Genomic DNA, 23587 nt, shown 5'->3' on the forward strand with positions numbered 1-23587 from the left:
GCTCAGGCGGCGCCCGGCGCGCTGGCCGACTCGGGCTGCGGGGTTTCGAGCCCGGCGTCGGGCGAGGGCGGCGCGGGCTTTGGCGGCGCCGGTGGCACCGCGCGCTCGGCGGTGACCGGGCCGGCGCGGGCCACGGTGACCATTTCACGCAGCCAGTTGACCAGCATGCTGCTGTAGGTGCGCTGGAATTCCTCGTCGCTCAGGCCATGGTCAGCGCCCTTGATCACGCGGTAGGTGAGCGAGTTGGCATGGATGCAGGAATCGACATAGCTCATCACCACGGCATGGGGCACGATCTGGTCGTGCTCGGATTCGATCACCAGCACGTCGCCGGTAAACGCGGTGCAGGCGCGCAGCGCGCGATTGCTGGCGGGCGGCACCATGCTGCGCCGGTAGGTCACCAGGTCCTGCTCGCGGTGCAGCTGGCGCTTGGGCAGGTCCCAGCCCGTGTCCATGTACAGCGCCGGGGCCCGGAACGCCAGCCAGCGCACCTGGCGCAGGCTGCTGAGCAGCGCCGCCAGGTAGCCGCCATAGCTGCTGCCCACCACCGCGATCGCGTTGCGGTCAACCTCCGGCTGGCGCACCAGCACATCGTAGGCCGCCACCACGTCGGCAAGGTTGCGCGTGCGGCTGACGGTCTCGTATTGCGCGCGCGTGCCGGCATGGCCGGTCAGGTCGAAGGTCAGGCAGACGCAGCCCAGCCCCGTCACCTTGCGCGCGCGCGCCAGGTATTGCTGCTGGCTGCCGCCCCAGCCGTGCACGAACAACACACCCGGCAATTTGGTCTCCGGGCTGATCAGGGTACCGGCAATGGTGCCGCCTTCGCTTTCGATCTGCAGCAGTTCTTCATGCGTTGCCATCGGATTCGAACTCCAGTCGTGCGTACTTGGTCAGGGGGCCGACATGGCGGTCTTCGCCCTGGTAGTAGATCTCGGCGTCATCCGGCACGCGCACGTCGTTGCCGTAGACCTCGCGCGTCGACGCCACCACGCGCGTGCGCCCCGGGTCGTCGCGCAACGCCGCCAGCGCTGCCAGTTCGGCACCGGTGGCACCGCCGACGCGCCAGGACTGCTCGAGCACGCCACCGAGCATCTGCCCGCCATTGGCGCCGCCGGCCGGCGCGCCGAAGGCGACGTCGTAGTTGCAGCGCGACAGCACCATGCCGCCGCCCTCGCCATAGCAGGCCAGCGCGGCCTCGTGGTACACCATCGCCGCGCGCACCGCGGCGAGGATGCGGGCGTCGAACGGCTGCTGCAGCAGCGCGTCAAAGCCGCCGCGCACCATGGTCAGGGTCGAGCCGCCGTAGACCTTCTGGCCGCGGTTGTTCTCGGTCAGCCCCTGCGTGCCGCAATAGCTCGCCTCCAGTCCCGCCAGCACCACCTTGCCGACGCTGAAGGTCTGCGGCGCGCGCAGGTCGCGCTCCACCACCAGGCCGTCGCGCTCGACCTGCTCCGGGGCAAGCGCGGCCAGCGCTTCCTCCAGCGCAGCTTCGCCGTCGACCACGCGCTGGCCCAGCCCGCCGACACCGCCGGTATCCTTCAGCCGCACCGGCCCCAGCGTCAGCAGGCGCAGCGCCGCGATGCGCGCATCGCCGAGGCTGAACGCGGTAAAGCCCGGCAGCGTGGCGCCCACCACGCGCCGCACGAAGGCCTCGGACCAGCCCCGTGGCGCCGCGGCACCGGGCTCGACCAGGCCGTGCGTGATCGCCTTGGTGGCGACGAACGCATATGGCACCACGCCACCGAAGAGATCACCCTCGCCCTGCACGCCCAGGCTTGCCGCCAGTTCGTGGCCGACCAGCGTCTGCGCCGGCACCAGGTACGGCGCGGGCCGTCCCGCCGCTGGCCCGGCGTAGCCGCCGGCGAACGGCTGGCCGGCAATCCGGGCCACCTTGCGGGCAATATTGGCAAGGGTCATGCCATGGTGGCTGTCGGCCCGGTCCAGGGTGTCGCAGCCGTAGGCCATCACCGGGCGGCTGCTCTGCTGCGCGGCTGCCGGACCCGCAGCCGGCAGCACCGGTTTTCGCTTGCTTGCGTTACTGGATGCGGTCACGGCCTGCTCCTGTTTCGGTTGGTCGCATGGATCCTGCGCAAGGGGCCGCTGGCCGGCAAGCTAGGAGGCTGCCGAGGCGGGGGTTGCGGGTGTGCCGCCGGCGGTCGCGGCGGGCGGATGCCCGCGCGCGGCCCGCGCGTGACGCTTGGCGGCGTGGTTCTCGCGCGCCTCGTCGAGCGAATGGCTGGTCTTGATGCCGTCTTCCTGGTCGGCCAGCTCGGCCAGCTGGCGGTAGAAGCTGACCAGCTGGCGCAGTTCGTCTTCATCCAGGTCTTCGATCGACACCAGCATGTTGCTGGCCTCGCGGTGCGAGGCCAGCAGTTCGTTGAGCTTCAGGTGGACCGCCACGGCGTCCTTGTTCTGGCTCTGCTGGATCAGGAACACCATCAGGAAGGTGACGATGGTGGTGCCGGTATTGATGACCAGCTGCCAGGTTTCGGAGTACCCGAACATCGGGCCGGTGAGCGCCCACGCCACCACCACGCCGACCGCCAGCACGAAGGCGGTCGGCGACCCGGCATGGCGCGTGGCGCCGCCGGCAAAGCGGTCGAACAGGTGCAGCACGGTGGCACGTTTGCCGGCGCCGGGCCGATGGCCAACGCCGGGCAGGATGGGGCTGGATTTGCGCATCGTTGCACTCCCACGGATAAGTTGCCGGATTGGCCGCCGGGACTGGCGATGACCTGGGCGGCATGCTGATTTCATTGTATGGAGCGCATCGCCAATGTGCAGCGGGCGCAGTCCTACAACGGGCGCAGCACTTGCCCCGCCCTACACCTTTCGTTTCTACATCGGGTGATAAATCTTGCCGGCAGCGTGACCGCGTTCATGCGTGCGGGGCGTACGTGGGCGACGGGAACGCTTCTTGCGCCGCATTCCGTGACGAAGCGGCGACTCCCGTGCGCCGGTGGTTGCCGGATTGCCGGAACGCCGCCCTGTTGACCAGGGCCCGATCCGCACGCGGTGTCGGTCCCAAGCAAACGGAGCCAGCCATGTTCCAGTCCCCTGCCACGCAACCCCGCGCGCCGCGCCGCGTCGTCGACATCATGACGCGCCAGCCGGCCTATATCACCCCCGATGAAACCATCCAGCATGCCGCGCAGCTGATGGCGGACCTGCATGTCGGCTCGCTGCCGGTCTGCGACGGCCGGCGCCTGGTCGGGATGCTGACCGACCGCGACATCACCGTGCGCGCCACCGCCGGCGGCCAGCCGCCGCAGGCCACGCGCGTGGCCGATGCGATGTCGCCGCAAGTGCAATGGTGCCTCGAAGACGAATCGCTCGAAGACGCGCAGCACAAGATGGAAGCCGCGCAGGTGCGGCGCCTGCCGGTGCTCGATCACGACCATGCCCTGGTGGGCATCGTGTCGCTGGGCGACCTCGCCAGCAAGAGTGCCGATACGCGCGATGCCGGCGAGGCGCTGGCGTCGATCTCCACGCCTTCGGCGCCCGCGCGCTGAAGCCGCATCGACCAGGAGCCGCGATGAGCGCAACCCCTTCCGCCGATGACGAAGCCCTGCGCGTGGCCGTACGCGCCCAGATTGCCGCAGCCTTCGATGGCCGCTTTCCCGACGGCGTGACGCTCGAGGTGGCCGACCGGCGCGTGACCGTGCGCGGCTGCGTGGAAGACGTAGACACCGCGCAGCGCGTGGAAAAGGCCGCGGCGGTCAGTCCCGGCGTGCTGGGCGTGCATAACGCGCTGTCGACGCGGCAGCCGCCCGCGCCCGAGCCGCAGGGACAGCCCGCCGGTAGCGGCAGGCACGCCGACCCGGCCGACAAGCCGGCCGGGCAGGTGAACCACAAGGTCTGAACGACAACGCTAAACCACAAGGCGCCGGAGGTTTGCTCCGGCGCCCTGGCGTTTACGAGGTGCTAATGACCCGATGAGTTGCGATCAACCCCAGGGGTCATAGCGGTCGGCTTCCCAGTACGGCGAGATGCCGTAGTACTGGTGGATGCTGGTGGCCCATTGCGAATCGGCCATGGTCGGCCAGTGGTCCTTGTCGAAGCCTGGCGCGGCCTTGAGCCGGTCCTTCTCGACGCCGAGCACGAAGCACTTGCGCCGCGTGTCCAGCGTCAGCGCGGACCACGGCAGCGCGAACAGCTTTTCGCCGATGCCGAGGAAGCCGCCCATGGCCAGCACGGCATAGGCGACGCGGCCGCCGAGCACGTCGATCATGATGTGGTCGATGGTGCCGATATCGTCGCCGGCCGGGTCAACCACCTTGTTGCCCTCGAGCGTGTCGGCCGCCATCACGAACGGGCCGGGTCCCGGGGAATTGCGGTCGATGCCGCCGACGATCGAGGCGCCGTGCGGATGTTCGGCGCCGGGCGTTTCAGGTTGGACTGGATTCATGGATACCTCCGTTTGGCTGCTCGGGTAGCGGGTTGGGGCGAAATGCGTAGCGACGATGCGCTAGCGGCGTGCGCGCGTGTCGGCCGGCACCGGCGGTACCAGCGGATCGAAGTCGGCCCAGCGGCCATCGACCCACTCGCCGTCGGCGCGCTCGACATCCTTGGCGCCGCCCTGGCGCAACACGGTCGCGACCGTGTCCGCCGCGGCGGTGTCCGTGCTGGTCAGGTGCGCCGCCAGCACGACCCCGGCATTGCGCACCGGCGGCTGGCCGGTGCGCGGATTGCGTCCGGCATGGCGCGCCAGTGCCAGCGCACCCGCGAGCGAGCCCAGGTAGGCACCCAGCCCGACCGCGAATACCAGCACCAGGATCGACAGCGGTGGCGTCGCGCCCAGCGCGGCGACCAGCGCCGCACCAACCGCGGCGCCCACGGCGGCGCCGATCAGCACCCCGCTGATGGCGCCCACGCCCGCCTTGCGCGCGCCGGCGTCCGCGGCGTGGTCGCCGCCGATGGCATAGGCGGCGTGCTGCCCGGGCGGGTTCACGTAGAACAGGTTCAGGTCCTGGTCGGCAAACCCCTGCGCGCGCAGCCGGCTTGCGGTGGTCTCGGCGGTGGCGAAGCTGTCGAAGCGGCCAGCGATGATGGCGGACATGGTGGCTCCTTTTCGTTCATCGATGTGTTCGGAACCGCGGCGGTGCGGGTGGCAGCCACGCCGCGGCGCTTGGACTCAAGGTGGACTAAAGGGGGCAGGCACGCTCCTCAGCGCTTGGCCGACTTGCCCGGCTTGGCGGACTTGGCCGCAGTCCTGGCCCCGGCCTTGCCCCCGGCCGCTGCGCCGGTCTTTGCGGCAGGCTTGGCTGCGCGCTTGGTAGCGGGCTTCGCAGCAGGCTTCGCAGCGGACTTGGCGGCAGGCTTGGCCGTCGCCGACCTGGTCGCGGCGGACCCGGTCATTGCGGACCTGGCCGTGGATTTGGCAGCTGTCCGGGTCGGCGGCTTGGCGGCCGGCATGTCGCTCGCCTTCGAACCCGCCTTCGCGCTCGCCTTCGCCCCCGTCTTTGCAGCAGGCTTGCCCGAGCGCCCAGGCTCCGCGGCTGCGCCCTTGCGCTGGCCGGCCGGCTTCGCGCCTACCGGCTGCTCCTGGCTGCCTTCCCTGAGCTTCCAGTCGACGTCGTCGCGCGCGGTCTGCGTCTTCTTCTCGGCGTGCATGGCAGCGCTGGGCGAGATCGGATCGCTGGCCGGGAAGGTCATCTCGAGCGAATCGTCGACGGCGGCCTGGTAGGTCTTGGCTTCCTTGCCGCGCGGCCGGGTGCCCGCGGCCGGCTTGCCGGCTGCGCCCTTGCCCGCGGACGGCCCGCTGCTGCGGGTGGCCGGCGCGCTGCCGGCACGCGCCGATGGCGTGACCCTGGTGGACTGCGCGGACCGCGTGGCGGTCGCGGACTTCGCCCGGGACGGCTTCTGTGCAACCTGCTCGGCCTGGGCGGACTTGCGGCTGGCGTTGGGCATGGTTGTTCCCTCCTTGGTTTAGGGTGCTTGATCCATGCAAGGGGCGGGCCAGAAATTTGTCAGCGGCCTTGCACGCAGGCAGGCGCTGCGGCGCGCGTGTGAACGCAGCCATACCGTGGCGCGCGGCCACCGCGCGATGGCGCCGCGGGCAAGTGGTACGCGTAGCGTTGGCGCCGGGCGGGTAAAAACTACATCGATATCGGCGGCGGAGCCGCGTTCAGGCCTGGCGCATATGGCGCGGGAACCGGACCGCGATGCAGACGCTGACCTTGTCGCTGTCGCAGCCGTCACTCTCAGCGCTCAGCACGGCACCGTGCATTTCCACCATGCGCCGCGTCAGCAGCAGTGCGCTGCTTTGCCGGGACGGTGGCTCGCCGCCCTGCGGCGGACGGCGGCCGAAGAAGTCGGTAAGCGCCGCCAGCCGGCTGGCGCTGCGCTGCGAATCCAGCGGCGGGCTTTCGGTAATGCGCAGCTTGACGTAATCGGGCTCGCTGAACAGGTGCATGCTGACCGCGCCGCCGGTGGGGGCGCGCCAGATGCAGTGCACCAGCAGGTGCCGCAGCAACGGCCCCAGCCGCATGGCGTCCCCGTCGATCCGGTAGGCGGCGGCATCCGCCGCGTCCGCGGCTGCGCCCGGCCCGGAGGGGAGCGCAGCCTCCGACCAGATCGCGGAGCCGTCCGCGCTCAGCGGCGACAGCAGCACGCCGCGCGCCTCGGCCGCATGGCGGCGGTCGGCAATGGCCTGCAGCGCCAGCGTGCGCAGGTCCAGCTGCTGCCAGCGGGGCGGGGTGTCGTCGGCCAGCAGCCGCACCCCCTCTTCCATTTCCTCGATCAGTGCCAGCTGCTGCTGCATGCCCGAGCGGATGCCGTCGAGCGCGCGCTGCGCCGGCGCCGGCGTGGTATCGAAGGCGCGGTCCAGCACGTAGGCCCAGCTCTGGATGGCGTTCAGCGACGAGCGCAGGTCATGCGCGGATTGCTCGATCAGCGTGCCGACCTCCTGCACGCTGCGCACCGGCTGGACGCTGCCGTTGCCGGCCGCGGCCCGCGCGTTCGGCGCCTGCGCGTCGGACGGCCGCGCGGAATCTGGCTCGGAATTGCCCGGCAAGCCGGACGGCGGAGATAGCTGCGTCATGTGCGGATCGGCCGCAACGGCCCGTAGACATGGCAGGCCGGATCGGCCGGAGACATTGCCCTGCTCGGAAGCAAGAAACGTGCTCCACGCGCCCATGCCGCCACCGGGGCCGCCGCGCGTACCCGCCATCCCCGTGGTCCCAAGCGATGGCGCACGCCGTTATCCGGTTGCGGACGGACCCGAGTCATTGCGCGAGGCCCGCAACCACTCTGGCAATTCGCCACGGGCGGCATAATCTTCCAGCCGGTTGTACAAAGTCTTCAGGCTGATGCCGAGGATTTCCGCCGCGTGCTTCTTGACCCCCGCGCACTGCTCCAGCGTGGCGAAGATCAGCTGGCGGTCGGCATCGGCCAGCGACATCCCCACCGGCACCGACACCACCGCCGCGCCCGGCGCCTGCGTGGCTGCGACCTGCAGCGGCACCTGGGCTTCGGTGATGAGGTCGTCGTCAGCCATGATGAAGGCGCGCTGCACGAAGTTGCGCAGCTCGCGCACGTTGCCGGGCCACGCGTGCAGGCGCAGACTGTCGAGCACATTGGGCGCGAAGCGGCGCTGCAGGCCCTGTTCGGCATTGAGCTGGTCCAGCATCATGTTGGCGATCTGGATGACGTCGTCGCCGCGCGCGCGCAGCGGCGGCAGCTCCACCGGGAAGACATTGAGCCGGTGGAACAGGTCGGCGCGCAGCTTGCCGTCGGCGACCGCTTCCTCGGGGTTGCGGTTGGTGGCCGCCAGCACGCGTACGTCGGCATGGCATTCGCGATTGGTGCCGACCCGCATGAAGGTGCCGGTCTCGAGCACCCGCAGCAGCTTGACCTGCAACTCGGCGGGCATCTCGGTGATTTCGTCCAGGAACAGCGTGCCGCCGTCGGCGCGCTCGAAATAGCCCTTGTGCTGGCGATCCGCCCCGGTAAAGCTGCCGCGCTCGTGGCCGAACATCTCGCTTTCGATCAGCGTGGGCGAGATCGCGCCGCAGTTGACCGCCAGGAACGGCTGGCGCCGCCGCGCCGACAGCTCGTGCACGGTCTGCGCGGCGAGCTCCTTGCCGGTGCCGCTTTCGCCGATCAGCAGCACGGTAGCCTCGGTGGGCGCCACGCGCGCGAGCTGGTCGTAGACCGCCTGCATCACCTCGGAGCTGCCCATCAGGCGCCCGAAGCGGCCGTAGCGGCGCAATTCGCCACGCAGCGAATGGATCTCGGCGCGCAACTCGCCGGTGGTGGCCAGGCGCTTGAGCACGGTCTGCAGGCGCGCGACGTTGATGGGCTTGACCAGGTAATCGGTGGCGCCGGCGCGCAGCGCTTCCACCGCGCTTTCCACGCTGGCGTAGCCGGTGGTCAGGATCACCTCGACGCCGGAAGCGCCGACCTCCTCGAACAGTTCCATGCCGTTGCCGTCGGGCAGGCGCAGGTCGGCCACGATGGCTTCCGGCATGCGCCAGCCGATCTGCAGCCGCGCTTCACGCAGCGTTCCGGCGGTGGCCGAGGTGAAGCCTTCCATGGCTACGATCTCGGCCAGGGCGGCGCATGCGTTTTCGTCGTCATCGACAATCAGGATGTGGGGCATACGATCCGTCAGTGAGACCTAATGGAAACTCAAGGCAAAGCCCCGGGCGCTGCCTTCCGCAACCGCAACGCCGACCGGCACCGGGTCAGCGGAAATCCGCCGGCGCGCCTCATGCGTGGCGCGTACGGCAGCCTTGGCAGGCAGAGGAGGGCACGGCCCTGACTGCGGATTCTGGTCCGCGGGGGCGGGTCCACACTGCGTAATGCCAGTCTAAGCCCGGGCAGGCACGGTCGTTGCCGGTGTCCGTCTGACACAGCTGTCGGAACTTGCCGCGCAGGCGCGCGCCGCTATGGCAAGCCCCCACGCCAAAGGCTAGCATAGGAACTTCTCCCGGCAACCCGCCACCTGCAACCCTCGATCGGCCGATTTCGGGCCAGCAACCCGTGCCAGTGACCGCCAGCACTTCGCGGCGCAGCAACGCCGCCTCTTCCAGCCACGGCGCCAGCCACGGCGCCGGCACCGCGCCGGCCAGCGAACCCGCGCCGCGACGCGCCGTGCCGTCGCAGGTGTCGCTACTGTGGGAAAGTACCGCGCCCGCAATGCAACGCCTGCTGGCGCAGATCGAGCGCGTGGCGCCCACCGATGTCACCATGCTGGCCGTGGGGGAAAGCGGCTCGGGCAAGGAAGTGGTGGCGCGCGCGGTGCATGAGCGCAGCGCCCGCCGCAACGGCCCCTTCATTGCCGTCAACTGCGGCGCGATCCAGCCCACGCTGATCGAATCCGAACTGTTCGGCCATGAAAAGGGCGGCTTTACGGGCGCCATCGAGCAGAAGGCGGGCTACTTCGAGCAGGCCCAGGGCGGCACGCTGTTTCTCGACGAAGTCACCGAGATGCCGCTGGAGATGCAGATCAAGCTGCTGCGGGTGCTGGAGGGCCGCACCTTCCACCGCGTCGGCGGCGATACGCTGATCGCCACCGACGTGCGCATCCTCGCGGCCACCAACCGCGACCCGGTGGAAGCCGTGCGCGGCGGCCAGCTGCGCGAGGACCTGCTGTACCGGCTGGCGGTCTTCCCTTTGCATATCCCGCCGCTGCGCGAGCGGCCCGACGATATCGTGCCGCTGGCACGCCACTTCCTGGCCGAGTACAACGCCATGGAGCGCACCGACAAGAGCTTCTCGGCAGGCTCGCTGGACCGCCTGGTGCGCTACGACTGGCCCGGCAATGTGCGCGAGCTGAAGAACGCGGTCTACCGCGCCTTTATCCTCGCCGACAAGGTGGTGGAGATCGGCAACCCCAACCTGGCCACGCAGGCGCCGCGGCCGACCACCGTCGACGGCGTGGTCAACGTGCGCGTCGGCACCACCCTGGCCGACACCCAGCGCGAGATCATCATGGCGACGCTGGCGCGCTTCGACGGCGACAAGCGCCAGGCCGCGCGCGCCCTCGGCATCAGCCTGAAGACGCTCTACAACCGGCTCGACGCCTACCGCTCCTTGTGAGGCCCCGCGGGTCTTGCCGGCACCGGCTCGGCCAGGGCCCGCGACAGGGCTTCGATCGACAGCGGCTTGGTCAGGTGCGCATCGAAGCCGGCCTGCCGGCTGCGGCGCTGGTCCTCGGCGGTGCCGCGCCCCGACAGCGCCAGGAACCGCACCGGGCGGCCGCGCAGGTCCTCGCGCAGCGCTTCCAGGACTTCATAGCCCGACATGTCGGGCATCTGCAAATCGAGCAGCACGCAGTCGGGCCGGAACGCCGCGGCCACGCCTACCGCCTGCTGGCCGCTGTGCACCGCCTGGGCCTCGTGGCCAAGCAGGGTCAGCAGTTCGGCCATGCTGTCGGCGGAGTCGGCATTGTCATCGACCACCAGCACGCGCCGGCGCGGCGCCCTGCCCGGCGCCAGCGTGGCGGGCTCGGCCGGACGCGCGCTGGCGCGCGGCAGGATCACGGTGAAGGTGCTGCCCTTGCCCGCGCCCGCGCTGTCGGCCTGGATCGCGCCGCCATGCGCTTCGAGGATGGCCTTGGCCAGCGCCAGGCCGATGCCCAGCCCGCTGCGGCTGCCGGCATCGCCTTCCTGCGTGAACAGGTTGAAGATGCGGTCCAGCGCCGCGCGTTCCAGCCCGCGGCCGGTATCCGACACCGCGGTGATCACGCGCTCGGCCTCCACGCTGACAAGCACGCTGACGGTTCCCCCGCGCGGCGTGTACTTGGCGGCGTTGCTGAGCAGGTTCAGCAGCACCTGCCCGAGCCGCGCGGCATCGGCCCGCACATAGGGCGAGACCTCAGGCAGCGCCACCACGAGTTGCTGGCCCGACGCTTCCAGCGTGGGACGGATCGCTTCCAGGCTGGTGGCAACCACCTCGTTATAGGACGTCGGCGTCAGCTCCATCTTGAGCTTGCCGGCAGTCACGCGGCCCACGTCCAGCAGGTCGTTGACCAGCCGCTCCACCTGGCGCAGCTGGCGGTCGATGATCTCGGCGCAGCGGCGCACGCGCGGCCCGGTGTCGGGGGTCAGCGCGATCACTTCGACGGCATTGCGCACCGGCGCCAGCGGGTTGCGCAGCTCGTGGGCGAGGATGGCGAGGAAGGACTGCAGGCGGCGGTTGCCGGCATCGAGCATTTCCAGCCGCAGCGCATCGCTGAGGTCGCGCGCGGTCCACAGCAGGCCTTCGGGACAACCGGCCGCGTCGCGCACCAGCACCATGCGCGTGGCGCAGCGCATTACCGAGCCGTCCTTGCGCGCCAGCCGTTCTTCGCCAGCCCATTGGCCGCAGGCCCGTGCCGCCTCCAGCGCGGCCTGCGGGCGGCCCGCGGCGGCATCCTGGCGGGTATAGAGCCAGGCCAGCGGCCGGCCAGCCGCCTCTTCGGCGGTATGGCCGGCAAGCGCGCGCGCGCCCGCGTTCCAGCTGCGGATGGTGCCGTCGAGCGAGAGTTCGCAGACCGCGGTGCAGGGCAGGTTCTCGGCCAGCAGGCGCAGCTTGTCGGCGGCCAGGCGCGCGTGGTCGGCGGCGGCCTGCTGCACCGTGGTGTCGCGGCACGACACGATAAAGCCCGCCCCCGATGCGAGGTCGGCCGAGGTTCCCGCAGCGCCCGGTGCAGCGGCGGACAGGTCGGCCGCGTCGATGCGCCGCAGCTCGCAGCTGGCGCGCAGCAGGCTGCCGTCGCGGCGCACACGCCAGCCTTCGTCGCGCGCCTGGCCGGCCTGCGCGGCCGCATCGAGCCATTGCTGCGGCAGGCCGGCGGCAACGTCCTCGGGACAGTGCAGCCGCGACAGATGGCTGCCGGCGATCTCCGCGGCGCTGTAGCCGAACAGCCGGCGCGCCGGTTCGGGCCACGCCACGATCACGCCGTGCGCGTCGAGCTCGAACACCGCGCAGTCCTGCACCGCGTCGAGCAGGCGCCGATACCTTAGCGCCAGTTGCGCAGCATCGCCCTCCGGCGGCACCCCGCCGCAGCCTTCCACGGAGGTCGAGCGAACTTCGGTTGCCGCTTGCAGCCCGGACATGGGGACCTTGGGTAGAGGTTGGATCGATGGCGGCCTGGCCGGCCCGGCATGCCGCCGCACAGCGCCAAATGCCCGCGAGCGCGGGCATTCCAGTCAATGATAGGCGCTCGCGGCCCATGCGCCACCCGAGATGGCAGCACGCGGCCCGCAGGAAGGAAATCGGCCTCCGCGCCGCACGCATGCCCTCCCGGGCGGCGTGCGGCGCGCGCGGGTGAGCGCTAGCGGCGGCGCAGCTGGACCATGGCCGCGACCGCGGCCGAGGCCCCGACCACCAGTGCGGTGGTCAGCATGGGGTAGCGCGCGGTGGTGGTGTACGGGCAGGAATGCAGCGCGGCGTGGGTACCAGTGCGCTCCTGCAGGCCGCTGCCGCTGCCGTAGAGCGCGTTGTCCTCGAGCGGGCCGGCCGGATGGCGGGTCTGCTGGGCGCGGCCCATGAAGCGGCGCATGAAGCGGTCGAAGGTGTGCGGCGCATGGTACGCGGCGGCCGAGAAGGCCTTGGCCGCGGCGCCGACGAACAGCTCGCGGCGCGGGTTTTCCGCGGCGAACAGGATCGCGTCGGCGGCCAGGGCCGGGTCGTACAGCGGCGGCGGCAGGCGCGGCTCGACGTCGAGGAAGTTCTTGGCGTGCATGGCCAGCGGGGTTTCCAGGCCGGCGGGCTTGATCAGCGTCACGCTGACCGGGGCCTGCTCCTGCTCCAGCTCCAGCCGCAGCGAATCGGTGAAGCCCTTGATCGCATGCTGCGAGGCCGAGTAGGCGCTCTGCAGCGGCATCGGGCCGTCGGCGGCCTCGCTGCCCATGTTGATGATGGCGCCGCCATGCTCGCGCAGGTGCGCCGCGGCCGCCAGCGAGCCATGCACGGTGCCCCAGTAGTTGGTGTCGAACAGCCGCCGCTGGTCTTCCAGCGGCACGTCGCAATGGCGTCCGAAGATGGTCACGCCGGCGTTGTTGATCCAGGTGTCGAAGCCGCCGAAGCGCTCGATCGCCGCATGCGCCACCTTGCCGACCTCATCGTGCCGGCCGACATCCGCGACCACGGTGATCACTTCGGTGCCCTGCTCGCGCAGTTCTTCCGCCAGCTGGTGCAGCGACCCCTCGCTGCGCGCCACCAGCACCAGGCGTGCGCCCTGCTGCGCCGCCTTGCGCGCGGTGACCAGCCCAACGCCGCTGCTGGCGCCGGTCAGCACAATGACCTGCGAGCTGATTCTCTTCAAGGTGGGTTTCATCTGCCGCTTCCTCCAGTGGGGAGTCCCGGCCCTGCGCCGGGCGTATCGGTCGAAAGTCGCAAGGAGCGTTCCCGTCGCGGGCCCGCCGTGACCGCGGCTGCGGGGCATGACGTCCAAGGCAGATTTACAACGCCTGGTAAGAACCACATGGCGCCGGGGGCGCATCGCGATGACGCGGTGTGCCGGTGCTGCGTGCCCGCTGCGTGCCGCTGCGCGCGGTATGTAGGACGGGCGCCGATTTCAGCGCGGCCATGTGCTGCCTAAGCTGGATGCATCCATGCAACCGGCGACCGCCATGGCCAAGACCCCTTCGCAGGACTCGCGCGCGCCGCGCGCCGCTGGCAAGCGCGCGGCGAAGCCTGCCGCCAGGACGGGCAGCAAGCCCGCCAGGACGACCTCGGCGAAGCCTGCCACCAAGCGCACCGCAAGCGCCCGCCCCGCGGCACGCGGCGCGGCACCGGCTCCAGACACGCCCGCGGCGCTCGAGAAATACCTCCGCATGCGCGACTTCGGCGCCACGCCCGAGCCCAGCGGCGCCGCTGCGCGCGCCGCACCGCGCCCGCGTGCCGCGGCGTTGTCGTTCGTGATCCAGAAGCATGCGGCTCGGCGGCTGCACTACGACTTCCGTCTGGAGCTGGGCGGCACGCTGAAGAGCTGGGCCGTGCCCAAGGGGCCCAGCCTGGACCCCGCCGACAAGCGCATGGCGGTCCATGTGGAAGACCATCCGATGGACTACGCCGGCTTCGAGGGCGTGATTCCCGCCGGGCACTATGGCGCCGGCACGGTGATCGTCTGGGACCGCGGCACCTGGGTCCCGGTGGGCGATCCCGAGGCGGACTATCGCAGCGGCAAGCTCAAGTTCGAGCTGCGCGGCGAAAAGCTGCACGGGCACTGGACCCTGGTGCGCATGCACGGCAGCCGGCAGAAGGAGCAGGACGCCTGGCTGCTGATCAAGGAACGCGACGACGCCGCGGTGCCGGCGTCGGAGTTCGACGTGGTCGAGGCCCTGCCCGACAGCGTGCTGGGCGGCACCCAGCGCAAGCCCGCGGCCAGGCGCGCCGGCGCCGGCAAGGCCGCCGCGGCCGAAGCGGCTGCACCGGCCGCGCACGATGCCATGCGCGCGCTGAAGCCACCGCCCGGCGCAACGCGCGCGGCGCTGCCGCTGGCGCTGGCGCCGCAACTGGCAACGCTGGTCGAGAAACCGCCGCCCGACGCCGCGGCCTGGCGCTACGAGATCAAGTTCGACGGCTACCGGCTGCTGGCGCGCGTCGACGGCAAGGACGTGCGGCTGTTCACGCGCCAGGGCCATGACTGGACCAGCAAGCTGCGCGCGCTGGCGCGCGATGTCGGCGCGCTGGGCCTGCCCGACGGCTGGCTCGACGGCGAGATCGTGGTGCTCGGCAAGCACGGCGAGACCGACTTCCAGGCCTTGCAGAATGCCTTCGATACCTCGCGCGTCGAAGCCATCCAGTACTTTGTCTTCGACCTGCCCTACTTCGCCGGCCATGACTTGCGCAAGGTGCCGCTGGTGGAGCGCCGCGCGCTGCTGCGCCGGATCTTCGGGCACAACGTCTCGCCGCGCCTGCAGTTCAGCGAAGACTTCGAAGCCAGCCCCGGCGACATGCTGGACGCGGCGTGCCGCATGAAGCTGGAAGGCGTGATCGGCAAGCGCGCCGACTCCGCCTACGTCAGCGCGCGCAGCAATACGTGGATCAAGCTCAAATGCACCTTGCGCCAGGAATTCGTGGTGGCGGGCTTCACCGATCCCAAGGGCAGCCGCACCGGCATCGGCTCGCTGCTGCTGGGCGTGCACGACAGCGGCGGACGGTTGCGCTATGCGGGCAATGTCGGCACGGGCTTCGACACCCGCACGCTCGACGAGCTGCGCGCGCAGCTCGAGGCGCTGCGTGCCGATGCGTCGCCGTTCCACACGCTGCCGGCCGGCGTACGCGGACATTGGGTCAAGCCCAGGCTGGTGGCCGAAGTTTCGTTCGGCAGCTGGACCCGCGAAGGCCGGGTGCGCCATGCGGTATTCCATGGCCTGCGCACCGACAAGCCCGCCGGCGCGGTCTCGGTGGAGCAGCCGGCGGCGCCGGCTGGCAAAGGCAAGGCGGCAGCCACGACGCGGGACAAGCCAGCAGGCAGGCCTGAGTCCAGGCCAAAGGCGGCCGCGGCCAAGCGACAGACCGCGGTGGGCGGCAAGGTCTCGATCAGCCACGCCGAGCGCGTGATCGACGCCGAGTCGGGCCTGACCAAGGGCGAACTGGTGCGCTACTACGAACGCGCCGCGCCGCTGATGCTGCCGCACCTGCGCGGACGCCCGATCGCGATGGTGCGCGCGCCGTCCGGCGTGGGCGGCGAGCAGTTCTTCCAGCGCCACAGCGACACGCTGCGCGTGGACGGCCTCAACGTGCTGGACCCCGGCCTGTGGCCGGGACATCCGGCACTGCTGGAGATCGCCTCGGCCGAGGCACTGGTGGCGGCGGCGCAGCTCAACGTGGTGGAGTTCCATACCTGGAACGCGAGCAAGCGCAGCATCGACCGGCCCAACCGCATCATCTTCGACCTCGACCCCGGCGAAGGCGTGCCGTGGACGCAGGTGCAGGAAGCGGCCGCGCTGATGAAGGCGCTGCTGGACGAGCTGGGGCTGGCCAGCTTCCTCAAGACCAGCGGCGGCAAGGGCCTGCACGTGGTGGTGCCGGTCACGCCGCGAGCGGGCTGGGACGAGCTGAAGGATTTCGCGCGCGACGTGGTGCTGCATGCGGCCGCGACACTGCCGCAGCGCTTCGTCGCCAAGAGCGGCGCGCGCAACCGGGTCGGCAAGATTTTCATCGATTACCTGCGCAACGGCATGGGGGCCACCACGGTGGCCGCATTCTCGGCACGCGCGCGGCCCGGGCTGGGGGTATCGATTCCGGTGGCGTGGGAGGAGCTGGACATATTGACCAGCGCCGCGCAGTGGACCGTAGCCAATGTCGAAGCCCGGCTGGACGCGCTGGAGGCGGCCGACCCGTGGGCGGACTACGCCGGCACCCGGCAGGCCATCACGCGCGCCGCGGCACGCCTGGCGCGCGCCGGATAGCCCCGGTGCCGGGGCTGTCGTTGCCCGTGGCCGGCGGCACATTTCTTGCCCCTTGTTGACGAGCGTGTCCCGGCGATATCCCTGTTGCGAATCACGCCAGGACGGCAACATCCGACGGAGACAGACCATGGCCCCACTGAAGATTCTCGCGAACCTGCGCGCCGCCGGCAGCACCGGCGCGGCCCCGCGCAACCGCCGCGGCCTGCGCCGGCTGCTGGTGTCCTGCGCCATGCTGTCCTGCGCGGCAGCCCCGGTGCAGGCCAAGCTGCCGCCGCCCACGCCCGAACAGCAGCAGGCCGCCGAAGCCAAGAAGGCCAAGGAAGCCGAAACCGCCAAGCAGCAAGCCGACGCGCTGGCCGTGGTGCAGGACCGCATTGCCGCGCGCTTTGGCAAGGGCACCGATTACAAGGGCTGGACCGAGCCGGGCAAGATCCCGCAGAAGGCTGCCGAAGCGCCGCGCTCCACCGGCCCGCAAGGCGGCACCTCGCCCAGCGCCGAGGCCCACAGCGGCGAGGCGGCGCGCCGCTAGCCCGCACGGCACCCTCCGGTCAGTCACGCCGGTGCGGACGGCGGTATGCCGCGCCGTGCCCTCCTCGCTGTCCGCGACGTTGCCCAGCCGGCACGCGTCTTGCCACTGCGAAGCGGAACGGCCCGCGCAAAACACCGCGGCCACGTTGATCAACAAGGGGGACGGCGATGATCTGGGGGATGGGGGATTGCAGGATTTTCAAAGGCAGTACGGGCCACCGCGGTAAGTCTTACACGCGGCGCGTGCAGACCAGCGCGGTTTTACACGACACGGTCGCGCGGCGCTGCCCGTCATTGCGGGTGCGCACTGGTGCGCCGCGCAGGGTGCGGTCATGAAGCCGCAAGCCAACCGCGCCCCGCTGATCCTGAACGTCGAGGATCGCGAAGGACCGCGCTACGTCAAGAGCCGCATCCTGCATCGCGGCGGCTTTTCCGTGATCGAGGCGGTCACCGGCCATTCGGCGCTGTCTCTGGTGCGCCAGCACGCGCCATCGCTGGTGCTGCTGTCGGCACGGCTGCCCGATATCAGCGGCCTGGAAGTGTGCCGCCTGCTGAAAGAAGATCCGCAGACCGCACGCACGCTGGTGCTGCTGACCTCGCCCGGGCTGGCCCAGTCGCGGCAGCGGGTGGAGGCGCTGAACTGTGGCGCCGACGGCTACCTGGTCGAGCCCGCCGAACCCGAGGAAGTGCTGTCCAGCATCCAGGCGCTGCTGCGCCTGCGCGGCGCAGAAGACGCCTTCCACCGCACCTCGCGCGCCCTGCACGAGCATGAAGACATGTTCCGCCAGCTCGCCGAATCGCTGGCCGACGTGGTGTGGATCCTCGATCCGTCGACGCGCCGGCTGCTGTTCGCCAGTTCCTCGCTGGCGACGATCTGCGGCCACTCGGCCGAGCAGCTGATGGACGACCCGCGCCTGTGCCTGCAGCGCGTCGCGCCGGCCGACCGCGCGCGCGTGGAGGCCGCCGTGGAGAGCATGCTGCGCGACGGCAGCATGGACATCGAATTCGCGGTGGCCTTGCCCGGCGGCGAGATGCGCGAAGTCCGCGCGCGCGCCTTCCCCATGCGCAGCCGTGGCGGCGCCGACGACCCCGACAGCGCGCAGGCCGGTGCCGTCGGCCAGCCGCTGCGCATTGCCGGGATCTGCCAGGACGTGACGCTGCAGAACCGCGCCGGGCGCACCTTGCGCGACGAGGAACGCCGCAAGGACCAGTTCCTGGCGATGCTGGCGCATGAACTGCGCAACCCGCTTGCACCGCTGCGCAGCGCCGCAGACCTGCTGCAGCAGCTCGCGCCCACGCGCGAAGACATGTTCCGCGCGCGCGACATCATCGGCCGGCAGGTGCATCACCTGACCCGGCTGGTCGACGAGCTGCTCGATATCTCGCGCTTCAACCAGGGCCGCATCACGCTGCGGCAAGACCTGGTCGAGCTGCGCACCGCGCTCAATACCGCGGTGGAAGCCGTGCGTCCGGTGCTCGACGCCTACCGGCACACGCTGCGCTTGTCGCTGCCGGAGCAGCCGCTGCCGGTGCGCGGCGACCTGGTGCGCCTGACGCAGATCTTCAGCAACCTGCTGCAAAACGCTGCCGCATACACCCCCGCCGGCGGCATGATCTCGGTCGAAGCCGGCTTCGACGAGAGCACGCCAGAGACCGTGCCGGATGCGGTCTCCGGCGGGCAAGTCACGGTGCGCGTGCGCGACAACGGCACTGGCCTGTCCGCAGCACTGCAGCGGCAACTGTTCGATCCGCTGGCCCCGCCCGACCCGGCCAGGGAGAACGACGCCCCCACGGAGGCACCGCACAGCGCCTTCCCGCATGACGGGCCGGGCATCGGCCTGACACTGGTGCAAAAGCTGGTGCAGCTGCACGGCGGCACCATCCGCGCCTTCAGCGCCGGCCCCGGCCAGGGCAGCACCTTCACCGTGACGCTGCCGGTCGAGCCGTGGCAGAACTGGCATCCCGGTTCCGGCAAGGCCGGCTCGCGGCGCAGCGTGCCGCGCCGCATCCTGGTGGTGGACGACAACGTCGACGCGCTCGAGGCCATGACGATGGCGCTGCAGGCCATGGGGCACACCGTGGTGACCGCGCCCGACGGCCCCAGCGCGCTGGCGCGCGCCAGCGACGCGCGCCCGGACCTGGTGCTGCTGGACCTGGGCATGCCGGCCATGGACGGCTTTGAAACCGTGCGCCGGTTGCGCGCGCTGCCCGAGCTGCGCGGCGCCAAACTGGTCGCGCTGACCGGCTTCGGCCAGCCCGAGGACCGCCGCCGCGCACTGGCCGCGGGATTCGACCAGCACCTGGTCAAGCCCGCCGACCTGGACGCGCTGACGCGGCTGCTCGATGAGCTCGACCAGGAGCGCGCCTAGCGCCATGCCCGCGCCGGCCGGAGCCTTCACCCGAGGATTCAACCAGGAGCTATCCGTGCATACCACGCCCGATCCCGACATCCCGCCCCGTGAGCCCGAAGTCCCGCCGCCGGAGCCGCCGCCCGGCCCGCCCCAACCCGTGGAAGACCCGCCTCCGGGCGACATGCCGCCACCGCCGCCGCAACGCGCCGGCGCCCGTGGCAAAGGAGCGATCAAGTGTCCCGCATCATCTGGAAAGGCGCCATTGCCTTCGGCCTCGTCAACATCCCCGTCGTGCTGCGCCCCGCGTCGCGCAGCCAGTCGCTGGACCTGGACCTGCTAGACGTGCGCGACATGGCCCCGGTGGGCTACCAGCGCATCAACAAGAGCACCGGCAAGCCGGTCGACAAGGAGCATATCGTCAAGGGCTACCAGTACGCCAAGGACGAATACGTGCTGCTCAACGACGAAGATTTCCGCCGGGCCAATGTCGAGGCCACGCAGACCGTGGACATCGTCAGCTTTGTCGATGCCGAGAGCATTCCGCCGTACTACTTCGACACCCCGTACTACCTCGAGCCCGACAAGCGCGGCGAGCGCGGCTATGCCCTGCTGCACGAAACCATGCGCCGCACCGGCAAGGCCGCGCTGGCGCTGGTGGTGCTGCGCGCGCGCCAGCACCTGGCGGCGATGCTGGTGCACGACGACGCGCTGGTGCTGAACACCATGCGCTTCGCCGACGAGGTGCTGCCGATCTCGGAACTGCGCCTGCCCAAGGCGCCCAGCGGCAAGGCCACCGGCGCGCGCGGGCGCGAGATCGAGATGGCCGCCAAGCTGGTCGAAGACATGACCGAGGACTGGGCCCCCGAGCAATACCGCGACACCTACCGCGACGACCTGATGGCGCGCATCGAGCAAAAGATCGAATCCGGCAAGACCCACCAGCTGACTCCGCCTGCGGAAGAGGAAGAAGCGCCGCGCCAGGGGGCCAAGGTCATCGACATGGTGGCGCTGCTGCGCCAGAGCCTGGGCAAGCGCGGCAAGGGCAGGCAGGAAGACGAGACCGAAACCGAAACCGATGCCGAGCCGGCGCGCCGCAAGACCCCCGCGCGGCACGCCGCCGCGCGCAAGCAGCCCGCCGCGAAGCGCGCCAGCGCCACGCCGGCCAAGCGCACGCGCAGCTCGAGTTCAAAGAGCGCCGGCACCAAGCGCGCCGGCAAGAGCGCATCGCACGCGCCGGCCGCGCGCAAAAGCGCCGGCACGACGGGCAGAAAGCGCGCCGCTTGATCCGTTTCGTTTCTACGGACTCAAACGTCCTGGCTTGTGTGCTCCCCTGTCCCGCGCGCGGGACGGGGGAGAGGGCCGTTGGGATGCCACCGGCTGCGCTTACAGCCGAGAAGACTCCCCCCTCACCGCGTCGACACCTTCAAGTTGTCATTCACCGACGTCACCCCCTCGACGCTGCGTATCGTCTTCAACGCCAGGTCGTGCTGCTGCTGGGTCGGCACGGTGCCGCTGACTTCCACCGCCCCCTGTTGCGTCTTCACCTGAATGCCGGTGGACTTGAGGTCCTTGGTGCCGAGCAGCCGGGTCTTGATCTTCGTGGTGATGGCGCTGTCCTCGATGCTTTGCCTGGCCTGGCCGACCCCGGTCACAGCGCTGGTGTCCGGGTCGGGCCGGCCGGGCATGCCCGGTGCCGAGTTGACCGGCGCCACCGGTGCCTCGTCGGCCGCAACGAAGATCAGCGCGCTCTTGTCGAGCGCCAGCGCACTACCGGCAGCAGAAGCCAGCGCCGCGACGCAGGCCATGCGCACGGTGCGCGCGGTGGTTCGGGAAAATCGCATGCTTTCTCCTTGACGGTCCAGCGCAAGCCGCTGCCGGGCTGGCACGCGGCGCCACTGGCAAGGCATTTTTCAGCAAGCTCCATACCCACCATGGCGGGCCGGGCGGTGCCACAGCCGCCGCGCCGGATGCTATGTAAAACGGGCCACGCGTTGTAAAAGCGCCGCGGCGCACGCGTGGCGCATCGCGCGCATCGCGCCGGCCCAGGCGGCATGGCGGCGCTGTCGTGCTTGGCATGGCGATTGCGAAGCAAGGTCTGCGGCAGTTCGCCGCGTCAAGGAGCTAGCAATGGGACAGCAGCAACAGCCGGGTCAATCGCAGTCGGGCCAATCACAATCGGGCCAGAAGCAGCAGGAACAATCGCAAACTGGTCAACGCGGCAGCCAGCAGCAACCTGGACAACAAGGCGGCGGGCAGATGGGTGACAAGGACCGCATGCAGGACCAACAGCAGCAGCAGGACCGCGGCAGCTCGCAGCCTGGCCAGCAAAGCGGCCAGCGCGGCGGCCAGCAAAGCGGCCAGGGCGGGCAGACGGGTGGTCAGCAGGGTGGACAAGGCGGACAAGGCGGACAACGCCAGCAGTAACACCCAGCCGCTACAACAAGGCAGCTATCCGGGTATGTGCGTGAGCAACATGCGGTGCTGACGCAGGGGCATACGCCGGAGATTGGCAGGCCGGAACCCTGAACGGGGCTCCGGCCCTTTTTACGGGTGGCGGGCGCGGCGGCGCACTGCGCGCGCATGCTGTCACCATCGCGTCACCATCGCGTGTATGCTGGCCCTGACCCGATCCCTTTTCCTTCCAGGCAGTTCCAGCCTTGTCCAGCGTCACTGACCCCGCCCCGGGCAGCGCCACGCCGCAGCGCCGCGGCCCGCTGCATCAGCTCTCCGCGAGACTGCGGGAGCAGGCAGGTGCGCACGTGCGCGCGCTGACCCGCAGCAACTCCGGCCTGCGCCTGGACTATGACAACCCGCCCGGCGACCCCGGCCTGTTCGGCCCGGAAGCGGTCTGCTGGCGCGTGCATGCGGATTTCCCGGCAATGCTGGCCGGCGGCGTCAGCGCGCTGCTGCTGCAGACGCTGCATCCGCTGGCGCTGGCCGGGGTATGGGACCATTCCAGCTTCCGCACCGACATGCAGGGGCGCCTGGGCCGCACCGCGCAGTTCATCGCCGGCACCACCTATGGCAGCCGCGCGGACGCGATGGCGCTGATCGAACGCGTGCGGCGCATCCATACCGGGGTGTCCGGCATCGCGCCGGACGGACGGCCCTACGCGGCGTCGGACCCCGCGCTGCTGACCTGGGTGCACGTGGCCGAGGTCTCGAGCTTCCTGGCGGGCTACCTGCGCTATGTCGGCCCGCTCGGCGCTGCCGAGCAGGACCGCTATTACGCCGAGGTGGCCAGCATCGCGCAGTTGCTCGGCGCGACCGAGGTGCCGCGCTCGCGCGCCGAAGTGGACGCCTATCTCGACTCCATGCGGCCCGCGCTGATGGCCAGCGAGCGTACCCGCGAAGTGGTGCGTCTGGTCAGGAAGATGCCGGTGGCCAATCCCTTGCTGCAGCCGGCGGTGAGCATCATGACCGACGCCGGCATCGCGCTGCTGCCGCCGTGGGCACGCCGCCAGCTGAACCTGGACGGGCCTTCGATCCGCCGCTCCGCGGCGCTGGCAGGCATGCACGTGCTGGCACCGGCACTGCGCTGGGCGCTTGGCGCGGGCTTGGCGGCCCGGGCCCGGCGGCGCGTGGCGCGCGGCGCGGACGCTCAAACGGGTTGAGGGTACGACGTGCGTTGCAGCCGACCAGGGCCGATCAGCGAACGCTTTCGGAGAGCAAAACGGAAATAGCGCCAGATTGCCCCGTATTTCAGGGGATCGCCCGCCGGTGAAGTGGCGTTAAATGTGGCTTGGCATTCCGAACGGCCGGTCGGGTTATTCGACCGTCCGGCCACTGCGCCGCAGAGCGCGAATCAAACGACGAGGGCAAAAAAAGAAGCCCACGCGCGGGGTGCTCGTAGGCTTTCCAGGACTGCTCGAGCCAAACAGCTCTTGTTACGAATATAAACGCGCTTACATGAGGTGTAAATCCCGCTTCTATCAGGGGATTCCCCTAGCGCGAACGCGCGCCTTGGCGTGTTTCTGGCATTTTTGCCCCTGAAATCACTTTCAGGTTAATTCTTGCAGAGGCTGGCAATTTGCTGCCGGCCGAATGCCCGCTTGGTCTTGTCGGCCAGGCGGGCGTTTCTCACGCCCGCAGAAGCGCCGTTCCTTACCTCAATTCGCAGGAAGAAAGCAAACAAATTAATAGAGCGTAGCCTCTAGACCACGAGCGACGTGCCGTCCGTCAACGCTTGTAAAACTTTGTTACTCTCGCCCCTGAAGTATTCCCCTTCTCTTCTGGCAGCGCCAACCGCCGGCCATTGCACGACAATCCGGGGCCTCCATGCCGGGCCGGGTCTCGAGGCAATCCAGGCGGCCAGTCCGGTCGCCGTTACCGAGAGCGGATGTTTCCCCTGCCGCCCAG

20 protein-coding genes are annotated in these 23587 nt (G+C 70.3%); 8 read left to right on the top strand and 12 right to left on the bottom strand.

Annotated features, from left to right (window positions below; all coding sequences use genetic code 11):
• Positions 1 to 2 precede the first annotated feature (2 nt).
• From CBM2588_RS18650 to CBM2588_RS18660, 3 genes are read right to left on the bottom strand one after another with little or no spacing between them, the layout of a single operon-like run.
• Entirely contained in the window at positions 3 to 860 is an 858-nt protein-coding gene (locus CBM2588_RS18650) for an alpha/beta hydrolase family protein (protein ID WP_115681907.1), read from the bottom strand.
• A complete protein-coding gene (locus tag CBM2588_RS18655) occupies positions 847 to 2052 on the bottom strand; it encodes a DUF3182 family protein (protein WP_115681908.1) in 1206 nt (401 codons plus the stop codon). Before CBM2588_RS18655 ends, CBM2588_RS18650 begins: the two co-directional genes overlap by 14 nt.
• A 60-nt stretch (positions 2053 to 2112) precedes the next feature.
• On the bottom strand, positions 2113 to 2682 hold the full coding sequence (locus CBM2588_RS18660; RefSeq protein ID WP_115681909.1) for a low affinity iron permease family protein: 570 nt from the start codon (positions 2680 to 2682) through the stop codon (positions 2113 to 2115).
• A 362-nt stretch (positions 2683 to 3044) separates the two neighbouring features.
• On the opposite strand from CBM2588_RS18660, the gene CBM2588_RS18665 reads away from it, so the two are divergent.
• Both CBM2588_RS18665 and CBM2588_RS18670 read left to right on the top strand, forming a co-directional pair.
• Positions 3045 to 3512, top strand: coding sequence for a CBS domain-containing protein (locus CBM2588_RS18665; protein WP_115681910.1), 468 nt, complete (start codon positions 3045 to 3047; stop codon positions 3510 to 3512).
• A gap of 23 nt (positions 3513 to 3535) precedes the next feature.
• Positions 3536 to 3862, top strand: a complete 327-nt coding sequence (locus tag CBM2588_RS18670; protein ID WP_115681911.1) for a BON domain-containing protein — start codon at positions 3536 to 3538, stop codon at positions 3860 to 3862.
• An 84-nt stretch (positions 3863 to 3946) separates the two neighbouring features.
• On the opposite strand, the gene CBM2588_RS18675 is transcribed toward CBM2588_RS18670, so the two are convergent.
• The 5 genes from CBM2588_RS18675 to CBM2588_RS18695 all read right to left on the bottom strand — a co-directional run bounded on the left by CBM2588_RS18675 (position 3947) and on the right by CBM2588_RS18695 (position 8602).
• Complete coding sequence (locus CBM2588_RS18675) at positions 3947 to 4408, bottom strand: PRC-barrel domain-containing protein (protein ID WP_018005539.1); 462 nt, start codon at positions 4406 to 4408, stop codon at positions 3947 to 3949.
• A 60-nt stretch (positions 4409 to 4468) separates the two neighbouring features.
• On the bottom strand, positions 4469 to 5059 hold the full coding sequence (locus tag CBM2588_RS18680; RefSeq protein WP_115681912.1) for a DUF6861 domain-containing protein: 591 nt from the start codon (positions 5057 to 5059) through the stop codon (positions 4469 to 4471).
• Positions 5060 to 5166: 107 nt separating this feature from the next.
• A complete protein-coding gene (locus tag CBM2588_RS18685; protein WP_115681913.1) occupies positions 5167 to 5910 on the bottom strand; it encodes a hypothetical protein in 744 nt (247 codons plus the stop codon).
• A gap of 217 nt (positions 5911 to 6127) precedes the next feature.
• Positions 6128 to 7042, bottom strand: a complete 915-nt coding sequence (locus CBM2588_RS18690) for a sensor histidine kinase (RefSeq protein WP_231942201.1) — start codon at positions 7040 to 7042, stop codon at positions 6128 to 6130.
• Between the two features lie 159 nt (positions 7043 to 7201).
• Entirely contained in the window at positions 7202 to 8602 is a 1401-nt protein-coding gene (locus CBM2588_RS18695) for a sigma-54-dependent transcriptional regulator (protein WP_092314495.1), read from the bottom strand.
• Between the two features lie 383 nt (positions 8603 to 8985).
• Between CBM2588_RS18695 and CBM2588_RS18700 the strand changes: the two genes are divergently transcribed.
• Positions 8986 to 10044 carry a sigma-54 interaction domain-containing protein gene (locus CBM2588_RS18700; protein ID WP_115681915.1) on the top strand — a complete coding sequence of 353 codons (1059 nt, stop codon included), beginning with the start codon at positions 8986 to 8988 and terminating at the stop codon, positions 10042 to 10044.
• Here the strand turns inward: CBM2588_RS18700 and CBM2588_RS18705 are convergent.
• Both CBM2588_RS18705 and CBM2588_RS18710 read right to left on the bottom strand, forming a co-directional pair.
• Complete coding sequence (locus CBM2588_RS18705; RefSeq protein WP_115681916.1) at positions 10029 to 12044, bottom strand: PAS domain-containing hybrid sensor histidine kinase/response regulator; 2016 nt, start codon at positions 12042 to 12044, stop codon at positions 10029 to 10031. The two genes, CBM2588_RS18700 and CBM2588_RS18705, sit on opposite strands and share 16 nt — an antisense overlap.
• Before the next feature lie 218 nt (positions 12045 to 12262).
• Positions 12263 to 13267, bottom strand: a complete 1005-nt coding sequence (locus tag CBM2588_RS18710) for an SDR family oxidoreductase (RefSeq protein ID WP_115681917.1) — start codon at positions 13265 to 13267, stop codon at positions 12263 to 12265.
• Between the two features lie 295 nt (positions 13268 to 13562).
• Here CBM2588_RS18710 and ligD point away from each other — a divergent pair, with 295 nt between their 5' ends.
• The 4 genes from ligD (at position 13563) to CBM2588_RS18730 (ending at position 20512) form a co-directional block, all read left to right on the top strand.
• Positions 13563 to 16349: a DNA ligase D gene (gene ligD / locus CBM2588_RS18715; RefSeq protein WP_115681918.1), complete on the top strand. Its 2787-nt coding sequence runs from the start codon at positions 13563 to 13565 to the stop codon at positions 16347 to 16349.
• A 127-nt stretch (positions 16350 to 16476) separates the two neighbouring features.
• A complete protein-coding gene (locus tag CBM2588_RS18720; protein WP_115681919.1) occupies positions 16477 to 16878 on the top strand; it encodes a hypothetical protein in 402 nt (133 codons plus the stop codon).
• Between the two features lie 331 nt (positions 16879 to 17209).
• Positions 17210 to 19246 (top strand): hybrid sensor histidine kinase/response regulator, encoded by a 2037-nt coding sequence (locus CBM2588_RS18725; protein WP_115681920.1) that lies wholly within the window; start codon positions 17210 to 17212, stop codon positions 19244 to 19246.
• Positions 19247 to 19462: 216 nt separating this feature from the next.
• Positions 19463 to 20512, top strand: a complete 1050-nt coding sequence (locus CBM2588_RS18730; RefSeq protein ID WP_115681921.1) for a non-homologous end joining protein Ku — start codon at positions 19463 to 19465, stop codon at positions 20510 to 20512.
• 122 nt (positions 20513 to 20634) lie between these two features.
• Here the strand turns inward: CBM2588_RS18730 and CBM2588_RS18735 are convergent, their stop codons facing one another.
• Positions 20635 to 21069 (bottom strand): BON domain-containing protein, encoded by a 435-nt coding sequence (locus CBM2588_RS18735; RefSeq protein ID WP_115681922.1) that lies wholly within the window; start codon positions 21067 to 21069, stop codon positions 20635 to 20637.
• 328 nt (positions 21070 to 21397) lie between these two features.
• Positions 21398 to 21622, bottom strand: a complete 225-nt coding sequence (locus tag CBM2588_RS18740) for a hypothetical protein (protein WP_197717968.1) — start codon at positions 21620 to 21622, stop codon at positions 21398 to 21400.
• 263 nt (positions 21623 to 21885) lie between these two features.
• Here CBM2588_RS18740 and CBM2588_RS18745 point away from each other — a divergent pair, with 263 nt between their 5' ends.
• Entirely contained in the window at positions 21886 to 22842 is a 957-nt protein-coding gene (locus tag CBM2588_RS18745) for an oxygenase MpaB family protein (RefSeq protein WP_115681923.1), read from the top strand.
• Positions 22843 to 23587: the final 745 nt, after the last annotated feature.

Origin of the sequence: Cupriavidus taiwanensis, from assembly GCF_900250075.1 — a bacterium.
GTDB lineage: Bacteria > Pseudomonadota > Gammaproteobacteria > Burkholderiales > Burkholderiaceae > Cupriavidus > Cupriavidus taiwanensis_C.

Coding starts and splice junctions, on each gene's coding strand:
- CBM2588_RS18705 (WP_115681916.1), bottom strand. CDS start 12,044: ATGTCCGGGCTGCAAGCGGCAACCGAAGTTCGCTCGACCTCCGTGGAA.
- CBM2588_RS18675 (WP_018005539.1), bottom strand. CDS start 4,408: ATGAATCCAGTCCAACCTGAAACGCCCGGCGCCGAACATCCGCACGGC.
- CBM2588_RS18685 (WP_115681913.1), bottom strand. CDS start 5,910: ATGCCCAACGCCAGCCGCAAGTCCGCCCAGGCCGAGCAGGTTGCACAG.
- CBM2588_RS18695 (WP_092314495.1), bottom strand. CDS start 8,602: ATGCCCCACATCCTGATTGTCGATGACGACGAAAACGCATGCGCCGCC.
- CBM2588_RS18680 (WP_115681912.1), bottom strand. CDS start 5,059: ATGTCCGCCATCATCGCTGGCCGCTTCGACAGCTTCGCCACCGCCGAG.
- CBM2588_RS18660 (WP_115681909.1), bottom strand. CDS start 2,682: ATGCGCAAATCCAGCCCCATCCTGCCCGGCGTTGGCCATCGGCCCGGC.
- CBM2588_RS18665 (WP_115681910.1), top strand. CDS start 3,045: ATGTTCCAGTCCCCTGCCACGCAACCCCGCGCGCCGCGCCGCGTCGTC.
- CBM2588_RS18720 (WP_115681919.1), top strand. CDS start 16,477: ATGGCCCCACTGAAGATTCTCGCGAACCTGCGCGCCGCCGGCAGCACC.
- CBM2588_RS18650 (WP_115681907.1), bottom strand. CDS start 860: ATGGCAACGCATGAAGAACTGCTGCAGATCGAAAGCGAAGGCGGCACC.
- CBM2588_RS18710 (WP_115681917.1), bottom strand. CDS start 13,267: ATGAAACCCACCTTGAAGAGAATCAGCTCGCAGGTCATTGTGCTGACC.
- CBM2588_RS18735 (WP_115681922.1), bottom strand. CDS start 21,069: ATGCGATTTTCCCGAACCACCGCGCGCACCGTGCGCATGGCCTGCGTC.
- CBM2588_RS18670 (WP_115681911.1), top strand. CDS start 3,536: ATGAGCGCAACCCCTTCCGCCGATGACGAAGCCCTGCGCGTGGCCGTA.
- CBM2588_RS18690 (WP_231942201.1), bottom strand. CDS start 7,042: ATGACGCAGCTATCTCCGCCGTCCGGCTTGCCGGGCAATTCCGAGCCA.
- ligD (WP_115681918.1), top strand. CDS start 13,563: ATGGCCAAGACCCCTTCGCAGGACTCGCGCGCGCCGCGCGCCGCTGGC.
- CBM2588_RS18725 (WP_115681920.1), top strand. CDS start 17,210: ATGAAGCCGCAAGCCAACCGCGCCCCGCTGATCCTGAACGTCGAGGAT.